This is a genomic window from Comamonas sp. wu1-DMT, from assembly GCF_040187805.1.
Lineage (GTDB): Bacteria > Pseudomonadota > Gammaproteobacteria > Burkholderiales > Burkholderiaceae_C > Comamonas > Comamonas thiooxydans.
Window position 1 is genome coordinate 137,913 of record NZ_JBANEM010000013.1, and the last position, 8,169, is coordinate 146,081.

An 8,169-nucleotide genomic window follows, 5' to 3' on the forward strand; every position below is an offset into this window, starting at 1 on the left:
CTTTCCTTTTCGTCAAAAATCATTGCAGCCACCGCTGGATTTGCCTTGGTTTCAGCAACGAACCAAGCGCAAATCCTTTGTTTTAAAGCGGTTGCAGCTCTCTGTTTAATAGGGCTTAAGAACGTTCGAGCTCGATGTCCAAGCCCAGAGAGCGGATTTCCTTGACCAGCACGTTGAACGATTCGGGCATGCCCGCTTCGATCGAGTGCTCGCCCTTGACGATGGACTCGTACACCTTGGTACGACCGACCACGTCGTCGGACTTCACAGTCAGCATTTCCTGCAGCACATAGGCGGCGCCGTAAGCTTCCAGCGCCCACACTTCCATTTCACCGAAACGCTGACCACCGAACTGGGCCTTACCGCCCAGAGGCTGTTGCGTCACCAGCGAGTAAGGACCGGTGGAGCGGGCATGCATCTTGTCGTCGACCAAGTGGTGCAGCTTCAGGTAGTGCATATAGCCCACGGTGGTCGGACGCTCGAAGCGCTCGCCGGTGCGGCCGTCATACAGATAAGCCTGAGTGCGTGTCTCGGTCAGCCCCTTGGCGGCAGCGATGTCGTCAGGGTAGGCCAGCTTCAGCATGTCCTTGATTTCGGCTTCGGAAGCACCGTCGAACACCGGCGTTGCGAACGGCACGCCCGTGGTCAGCTCCTTGGCCATGGACATGACTTCGCCGTCGTCCAGCTGAGACAGCTCTTCCTTGCGGCCGCTGCGGTTGTAGATCTCTTCCAGGAAGGCACGCACTTCAGCAGCGCGGGCTTCCTTTTGCAGCATGTCGCCGATGCGCTGGCCCAGGCCCTTGCCGGCCCAGCCCAAGTGCACTTCCAGCACCTGACCGATGTTCATACGCGAAGGCACGCCCAGCGGGTTCAGCACGATGTCGGCAGTGGTGCCGTCGGCCAGGAAAGGCATGTCTTCCACGGGAGTGATCTTGGAGACCACACCCTTGTTGCCGTGACGGCCGGCCATCTTGTCGCCGGGCTGCAGACGACGCTTGACGGCCAGGTAGACCTTGACCATCTTGAGCACGCCGGCAGGCAGTTCGTCGCCTTGCGTGAGCTTCTTGCGCTTTTCTTCGAACGCCAGGTCGAAGGTGTGACGCTGCTGCTCGATGGAGTTCTTGATGGACTCCAGCTGAGCGGCCACATCGTCTTCGGCAGGGCGAATGTCGAACCAGTGGAACTTCTCCACGCCGTCCAGATAGGCCTTGTCGATCTTGGCGCCCTTGGACAGCTTCTGAGGACCGCCGTTGGCCACGCGGCCGGTCAGCAGCTTCTCGATACGGTCGAAAGCGTCGGCTTCCACAATGCGCAGCTGGTCGTTCAGGTCCAGGCGGAAGCGCTTGAGTTCATCGTCGATGATCTGCTGGGCACGCTTGTCGCGCTGGATGCCTTCACGCGTGAACACCTGCACGTCGATCACGGTACCTTGCGAGCCCTGATCCACACGCAGAGAAGTGTCCTTCACGTCGGAAGCCTTCTCGCCGAAGATGGCGCGCAGCAGCTTCTCTTCAGGCGTCAGCGTGGTCTCGCCCTTGGGGGTGACCTTGCCCACCAGCACATCGCCGGGTTGCACTTCGGCGCCCACGTAGATGATGCCGGACTCGTCCAGGCGGTTCAGTTGCTGCTCGGACAGGTTGGGGATGTCGCGTGTGATTTCTTCGGCACCCAGCTTGGTGTCGCGAGCCATCACCACCAGCTCTTCGATGTGGATCGAGGTGTAGCGATCGTCAGCCACGATGCGCTCGTTGATCATCACCGAGTCTTCGTAGTTGTAGCCGTTCCAGGGCATGAACGCGATCAGCATGTTCTGGCCGATGGCGATTTCGCCCAGATCGGTCGAAGCGCCGTCCGCCAGCACATCACCCTTGGCCAGCTTGTCGCCACGGCTGACGATGGGGCGCTGGTGGATGTTGGTGTTCTGGTTGGAACGCTGATACTTGATCAGGTTGTAGATGTCCACGCCGACTTCACCGGCCACGGCTTCGTCGTCGTTCACACGGATCACGATACGGGTGGCGTCGACATAGTCCACGATACCGCCGCGCTTGGCAGTGACCACGGTGCCGGAGTCCACGGCAGCAACGCGCTCGATACCGGTACCGACCATGGGCTTTTCAGGACGCAGCACAGGCACGGCCTGACGCGACATGTTGGCGCCCATCAAGGCACGGTTCGCGTCGTCGTGTTCCAGGAAGGGAATCAGCGAGGCGGCCACGGACACGATCTGCGCAGGCGACACGTCCATGTATTGCACGCGCTCGGCCGACACCAGGGTCGATTCACCGGCTTCACGGGCCGACACCAGCTCGCCCACCAGATTGCCTTCGGCATCCAGATCGGCGTTGGCCTGGGCGATCACGTACTTGCCTTCTTCGATGGCCGACAGATAGTCGATGTCCATCGTCACCTTGCCGTCCACCACGCGACGGTACGGGGTTTCGATGAAACCGTACTCGTTGAGGCGGGCGTACAGAGCCAGCGAGTTGATCAGACCAATGTTGGGACCTTCAGGCGTTTCGATAGGGCAGACGCGACCATAGTGGGTCACGTGCACGTCACGCACTTCAAAGCCGGCACGTTCGCGGGTCAGACCGCCTGGGCCCAGGGCGGAAACACGACGCTTGTGCGTGATTTCTGCCAGAGGGTTGGTCTGGTCCATGAACTGCGACAGCTGCGAGGCACCGAAGAACTCCTTCAGGGCCGCAGAGATGGGCTTGGAGTTGATCAGGTCGTGGGGCATGAGAGGCTCTTGCTCGGCCTGACCCAGACGCTCCTTCACAGCCTTTTCGATACGCGCCAGACCGGTGCGGTACTGGTTTTCGGCCAGTTCGCCCACGCAACGCACGCGGCGGTTGCCCAGGTGGTCGATATCGTCGACTTCGCCACGGCCATTGCGCAGGTCCACCAGGATCTTGACCACGGCCAGGATGTCTTCGTTGGACAGCACCATGGGACCGGTCGCGCCTTCGCGGCCGATCTTGGCGTTGAACTTCATGCGGCCCACGCGCGACAGATCATAAGTGTCGGCGTTGTAGAACAGGCGCTGGAACAGGGCCTGCACGGCGTCCTCGGTAGGAGGCTCGCCAGGACGCATCATGCGGTAGATGGCAACGCGGGCAGCGAACTCGTCCACGGTTTCATCGGTGCGCAGGGTCTGCGAGATGTAGGCGCCCTGGTCCAGTTCGTTGGTGTAGATGCACTGAACGTCCTGCACGCCGGCGCTGCGCAGCTTCTTGAGCAGAGCTTCGGTCAGTTCTTCGTTGGCCTTGGCGATGATTTCGCCGGTATCGGGATCAACGATGTTCTTGGCCAGCACACGACCCAGCAGGAAGTCTTCGGGCACGCTGACGAACTTGGTGCCGGACTGCTCCAGCTCGCGGGTGTGGCGAGCGGTGATGCGCTTGTCCTTGGCGACCACGACCTTGCCGGACTTGTCGGTGATGTCGAAACGCGCGACTTCGCCCTTCAGGCGATCGGCCACGAATTCCATCTGCGCACCGCTGTCCATCAGGCGGAAGTTGTCGTTCACGAAGAACGTTGCCAGGATGGTCTCGGGCGTCATGCCGATGGCCTTCAGCAGGATCGACACAGGCATCTTGCGGCGACGGTCGACGCGGAAGTACAGCAGGTCCTTGGGGTCGAACTCGAAGTCCAGCCAGGAGCCGCGGTAAGGAATGATGCGAGCCGAGAACAGCAGCTTGCCCGAGCTATGGGTCTTGCCCTTGTCGTGCTCGAAGAACACGCCAGGCGAACGGTGCAGCTGAGACACGATCACGCGCTCGGTACCGTTGATGATGAACGAACCCTTGTCGGTCATCAAGGGCACTTCGCCCATGTAGACCTCTTGTTCCTTCACTTCCTTGACCACCTTGGACTGAGCCGTGGAGGACTCGCGGTCATAGATGATCAGCTGGACCTTGGCGCGGACAGCGGAGGCGAAGGTCAGACCACGGGTCTGGCATTCACGCACGTCGAAAGCGGGCTTGGCGAGGTTGTACTCGACAAACTTCATCTCCACAAAACCATTGTGGGAGACGATGGGGAAGGCGGAATTGAAGGCCGCTTGCAGGCCATCAATGGTACGTTTTTTGGGGGCTACATCTGCCTGCAGGAATGCTGTATAGGCATCTTTTTGCATCTGCAGCAGATAAGGCACTTCGAGCACGCTATCGCGGCTCCCGAAGCTTTTGCGGATTCGCTTGCGTTCGGTATAAGAATAGGCCATGAGATCTCCGGGCAAAGACATGAGTCCTGGGTCTGCGACGACTGCCCCACAGGGTTCTCCTGCGGGCTTGGCGGTTGGCCACTACCAACCATGGCTGACGGCGATGCGTTGCACATCGCCCGAACCAAGGCATCTTCTGCTGTCGGATTGTCAGAAGACACTAAAAAGCAGACTCCCTAGGAAACCTGCTTTTTGGTGTGTTCTTTAAGCGCACTCCACAAGCGCCAAAGGCTGGAGACCCTTTTACGAGTCTCCAGCCCTTGATTTCACTGAATTACTTCAGTTCAGCCTTGGCACCGGCTTCAACCAGCTTCTTCACAGCGGCTTCAGCGTCAGCCTTGGGAGCGGCTTCCTTCACGGTCTTGGGAGCGCCGTCGACCAGATCCTTGGCTTCCTTCAGACCCAGGCCGGTGATTTCGCGCACAGCCTTAATCACGGACACCTTGTTGGCGCCAGCGTCGGTCAGAACGACGTTGAACTCGGTCTTTTCTTCAGCAGCAGCAGCGCCACCAGCAGCGCCGCCAGCAGCGGGAGCAGCCATAGCAGCGGCGGACACGCCAAACTTCTCTTCAATAGCCTTGACCAGGTCGTTCAGTTCCAGAACAGTCATGCTGTCCAGGGCGGTCAGGAATGCGTCTTTATCGAATGCCATTTTGATTTCCTAAAATTGGTTGGTTTTGCCGAGCACTCAGGCTGCGGCTGTTTCTGTTGCCGCTTCGGCAGAGCCTTCGCCCTTCTTGGCCGCCAGAGCGCCCAGCACAACGGCTGTACGCGAGATAGGCGACATGAGCAAGCCGCACAGTTGTGCGAGCAGTACTTCCTTGGAGGGGATGTTTGCCAGTTGCTTAACGCCGTCGATGTCCAGGGCCTTGCCTCCGAACGCGCCACCGCGAATCACCAACTTGTCGTTGGTCTTCGCGAAGTCGGCCACCACCTTGGCGGCAGCCACTGCGTCTTCAGAGAAGCCATAGATCAGGGGACCAGTCATCTGGTCAGCCACCACGTCAAACGCGCTACCGGCAACAGCACGGCGGGCCAGGGTGTTCTTCAACACGCTCAGGCTCACACCCTTGCTGCGAGCATCGGCACGCAGTTTGGTCATGTCGGCGACCGTGATGCCACGGTATTCCGCGATCACAAGCGTTTGAGCTTTAGCGGCGAGGCTGGTCACTTCGTTGATGACCGCTTCTTTCTCACTGCGATTAAGACTCAAGGTCTACTCCTTCAAATGCATATGCAAGGCAAGCCCTGCATACACGCTCTTGTTGCAGCGACCAACTGTTTAGGAAAAATTTCCATCTGCAGCGGGATCGCCATCTGCGTTGGCCTTCGTGATTAAGTGATCAAATCACACCAACGGTCTTGGATGACCTGCAGGAGCAACAACTCCCGCAGCCCACCACACCAGATGAGCAAAGCTCATCTGACGATTTCTAGCAATTACGCCGAGATGGATTGTGTATCGACGCGAACGCCCACACCCATGGTCGACGAAACAGCCACCTTGCGCAGGTACAGACCCTTGCTGGAAGCAGGCTTAGCCTTGTTCAGTGCATCGATCAGAGCAGCCAGGTTGCCCTGCAGCTTGTCGGCATCGAACGAACGGCGACCGATCGTGCCGTGCACGATACCAGCCTTGTCCACGCGGAACTGCACCTGACCAGCCTTGGCGTTCTTCACGGCCGTAGCGACGTCAGGAGTCACGGTGCCAACCTTGGGGTTGGGCATCAGGCCGCGGGGGCCCAGGATCTGACCCAGCTGGCCCACAACGCGCATAGCGTCGGGAGCAGCGATCACCACGTCGAAGGGCATGTCGCCGGCCTTGACTTGAGCAGCCAGGTCGTCCATGCCGACCACGTCAGCGCCGGCGGCCTTGGCTTCTTCAGCCTTGGCGCCTTGTGCGAACACAGCCACGCGAGCAGTCTTGCCGGTACCGTGAGGCAGCACCACGGCGCCACGCACCACTTGGTCCGACTTCTTGGCATCCACGCCCAGTTGCACGGCCACGTCGATGGATTCATCGAACTTGGCAGTTGCAGCTTCCTTCACCAGCGCCACGGCGTCAGCGAAAGAGTACAGCTTGTTGGAATCAACCTTGCCCTGGAGAGCTTTTTGCTTCTTGGTCAACTTGGCCATTTACACACCCTCCACGATCACGCCCATCGAACGGGCAGAACCAGCCAGCGTACGCACAGCAGCGTCAACGTCAGCGGCGTTCATGTCCTTCAGCTTGGTCTTGGCGATTTCTTCCAGCTGAGCACGTGTGATCTTGCCAACCTTGTTCTTCAGAGGATTGGAAGAGCCCTTGTCCAGCTTCACAGCCTTCTTGATCAGAACGGTTGCGGGAGGAGTCTTGATGACGAACGTGAAGCTCTTGTCAGCAAAAGCCGTGATCACCACGGGCAGAGGCAGGCCGGGCTCGACACCTTGGGTCTGGGCGTTGAACGCCTTGCAGAATTCCATGATGTTGAGGCCGCGCTGACCCAGCGCAGGACCAATGGGAGGAGAAGGATTGGCCTTACCAGCTGGCACTTGCAGCTTGATGAAGCCGACGATTTTTTTTCGCCATGTTGAGCTCCTTACGGGTATAGCGCCATTTGCAATATCTGCAAACAGCTCCCCGAGGTTGCTGACTCTACAAAAAAGCTTCGCATCGAGTCAAAAAAATGCGAAGCCCTAGATTCTATTGCGAATCTCAAGTTTTCTCAACTTGAGAGAATTCCAATTCCACAGGAGTCGCGCGGCCAAAGATGGTGACCGAGACACGCAGACGGTTCTTTTCGTAGTTGACTTCCTCGACGGAGCCATTGAAGTCCGCGAACGGACCTTCCTTGACACGAACCATTTCGCCGACCATGAACTCGACCTTGTGGCGAGGCTTTTCGGTGCCCTCCTGCATCTGGTCGACGATCTTGCGAACTTCTTCTTCAGAAATGGGGGCAGGACGGTTCTTGGCACCGCCAACGAAACCGGTCACCTTGCTGGTGTGCTTCACCAGGTGCCAGGTATCGTCATCCATCACCATTTCGACGAACACATAACCGGGGAACAGGCGGCGCTCTGTGGTGCGGCGAGTGCCGTTGCGCATTTCCACCACTTCTTCGGAAGGCACCAGGATGCGGCCAAACTTGGACTGCATGTCCGAGCGAGCAATACGCTCCGCAATATTGCGCTCGACAGCTTTCTCCATACCCGAATAGGCATGGACGATATACCAGCGCAGATCGGGATTGGCGGGTCCCGCTGCTCCACCATTCACATCTGTTTCGACTGCATCAGCCATTACTTCCTCCAGCCCAAAATCAAGTCGTACAAGACCCATTCAAGCGTCTTATCGGTGAACCACAAGAACAAGGCCATCACCACCACAAACGCAAAGACATACAGTGTCATCTGCATGGTTTCCTTGCGGGTGGGCCAGACCACCTTCTTCACCTCACGCCAAGCATCACGAGCAAAGCCAATGAAGCGCTTGCCCGGCTCAGAGATCAGAAACACGCCAGCAGCCAGCACCAGGCCGACAATCAGAGCCGCCCACTGAACCAGCGCACCTTGCTTGCTCAACAGATAAAAGCCAGCAATAGAAGCAACAACTAAAGCCGCAACAGCGGCTAATTTTGCTTTGTCAGCAGCAGAGCTGACTGTTTCAACCTGAGTAGTGGCCATATTTTGTTTCAAATGCACAAAAATGTGCAATTTCAAGACACAAAAGCCCGCCAAAGGCGGGCTCTTGTTGATTCCACCATTAAGAGGTGGCAGGGGCAGTAGGAATCGAACCTACAACCTTCGGTTTTGGAGACCGACGCTCTGCCAATTGAGCTATACCCCTACAAATCAATTATGCAATGATCGTGGCAACCACACCGGCGCCCACAGTACGACCACCTTCGCGGATAGCGAAGCGCAGACCTTCTTCCATGGCGATGGGGGAGATCAGCTTC

8 protein-coding genes and 1 tRNA gene are annotated in these 8,169 nt (G+C 58.3%); all 9 read right to left on the reverse strand.

Going from position 1 to position 8,169, the window contains the following annotated elements; genetic code table 11:
• Window positions 1-115 precede the first annotated feature (115 nt).
• The gene (rpoB, locus tag V8Z78_RS18790; RefSeq protein WP_003065687.1) at window positions 116-4,228 is read right to left on the reverse strand and encodes a DNA-directed RNA polymerase subunit beta; all 4,113 of its coding nucleotides are present in this window, start codon (window positions 4,226-4,228) and stop codon (window positions 116-118) included.
• A gap of 274 nt (window positions 4,229-4,502) precedes the next feature.
• Window positions 4,503-4,880 (reverse strand): 50S ribosomal protein L7/L12, encoded by a 378-nt coding sequence (rplL, locus tag V8Z78_RS18795; protein WP_003065690.1) that lies wholly within the window; start codon window positions 4,878-4,880, stop codon window positions 4,503-4,505.
• A gap of 36 nt (window positions 4,881-4,916) precedes the next feature.
• Window positions 4,917-5,441 carry a 50S ribosomal protein L10 gene (rplJ, locus tag V8Z78_RS18800; RefSeq protein ID WP_003065692.1) on the reverse strand — a complete coding sequence of 175 codons (525 nt, stop codon included), beginning with the start codon at window positions 5,439-5,441 and terminating at the stop codon, window positions 4,917-4,919.
• Window positions 5,442-5,668: 227 nt separating this feature from the next.
• The gene (rplA, locus tag V8Z78_RS18805; RefSeq protein WP_003065693.1) at window positions 5,669-6,364 is read right to left on the reverse strand and encodes a 50S ribosomal protein L1; all 696 of its coding nucleotides are present in this window, start codon (window positions 6,362-6,364) and stop codon (window positions 5,669-5,671) included.
• Complete coding sequence (rplK, locus tag V8Z78_RS18810) at window positions 6,365-6,817, reverse strand: 50S ribosomal protein L11 (protein WP_349731895.1); 453 nt, start codon at window positions 6,815-6,817, stop codon at window positions 6,365-6,367.
• Between the two features lie 106 nt (window positions 6,818-6,923).
• Entirely contained in the window at window positions 6,924-7,511 is a 588-nt protein-coding gene (gene nusG, locus V8Z78_RS18815; protein ID WP_003065695.1) for a transcription termination/antitermination protein NusG, read from the reverse strand.
• Window positions 7,511-7,894, reverse strand: a complete 384-nt coding sequence (gene secE / locus V8Z78_RS18820; protein WP_012836790.1) for a preprotein translocase subunit SecE — start codon at window positions 7,892-7,894, stop codon at window positions 7,511-7,513. Before secE ends, nusG begins: the two co-directional genes overlap by 1 nt.
• A gap of 87 nt (window positions 7,895-7,981) precedes the next feature.
• Window positions 7,982-8,057, reverse strand: a tRNA-Trp gene (locus tag V8Z78_RS18825).
• Between the two features lie 9 nt (window positions 8,058-8,066).
• A partial coding sequence (locus tag V8Z78_RS18830) for an EF-Tu C-terminal domain-related protein (protein ID WP_502878863.1) occupies window positions 8,067-8,169 on the reverse strand: 103 nt, incomplete at its 5' end.

What these genes read in the sequence shown, in the direction of transcription:
- rpoB (WP_003065687.1), bottom strand. Translation starts at nt 4,228, where the DNA reads ATGGCCTATTCTTATACCGAACGCAAGCGAATCCGCAAAAGCTTCGGG.
- rplA (WP_003065693.1), bottom strand. Translation starts at nt 6,364, where the DNA reads ATGGCCAAGTTGACCAAGAAGCAAAAAGCTCTCCAGGGCAAGGTTGAT.
- nusG (WP_003065695.1), bottom strand. Translation starts at nt 7,511, where the DNA reads ATGGCTGATGCAGTCGAAACAGATGTGAATGGTGGAGCAGCGGGACCC.
- rplL (WP_003065690.1), bottom strand. Translation starts at nt 4,880, where the DNA reads ATGGCATTCGATAAAGACGCATTCCTGACCGCCCTGGACAGCATGACT.
- secE (WP_012836790.1), bottom strand. Translation starts at nt 7,894, where the DNA reads ATGGCCACTACTCAGGTTGAAACAGTCAGCTCTGCTGCTGACAAAGCA.